The organism is Streptomyces sp. EDA2-14 (assembly GCF_054963755.1).
Map to the genome: position 1 here is coordinate 1 of NZ_JBUEGE010000053.1, position 570 is coordinate 570.

The window sequence follows — 570 nt, forward strand, 5'->3', positions numbered from 1 at the left end:
CTCGACGGCGTGGCCGCCGAACTGGTTGCGCAGCGCGGCGATCATCTTCATCTGCGGCGAGTCCTCCTGGCGGGAGGAGAAGCGGGCGAAGAGCGACGCGGTGATCGCGGGCAGCGGCACGGCGTTGTCGATGGCCGCCTCGACGGTCCAGCGGCCCTCGCCGGAGTCGGCGGCGAAGCCGCGCAGCTTGTCGAGGTGGGTGTCCTCGTCGAGCGCGTTGACGGCGAGGTCGAGCAGCCAGGAGCGGATGACCGTGCCCTCCTGCCAGGAGCGGAAGACCTCGCGGACGTTGTCCACGGAGTCGACCTTCTCCAGCAGCTCCCAGCCCTCGGCGTAGGCCTGCATCATGGCGTACTCGATGCCGTTGTGGACCATCTTGGAGAAGTGGCCGGCACCGACCTTGCCGGCGTGCACGTAGCCGAAGTCGCCCTCGGGCTTGAGCGCGTCGAAGACCGGCTTGACCTTGGCGACGTTCTCCTCGGTGCCGCCGACCATGAGGGCGTAGCCGTTCTCCAGGCCCCAGACGCCGCCGGAGACACCGGCGTCGACGAAGCCGATGCCCTTGGCCGC

1 protein-coding gene is annotated in these 570 nt (G+C 69.5%); it reads right to left on the minus strand.

The genetic code is table 11. The features are described from left to right. A partial coding sequence (locus tag ACY34M_RS41865; RefSeq protein WP_462723971.1) for an NADP-dependent phosphogluconate dehydrogenase occupies window positions 1–570 on the minus strand: 570 nt, incomplete at both ends.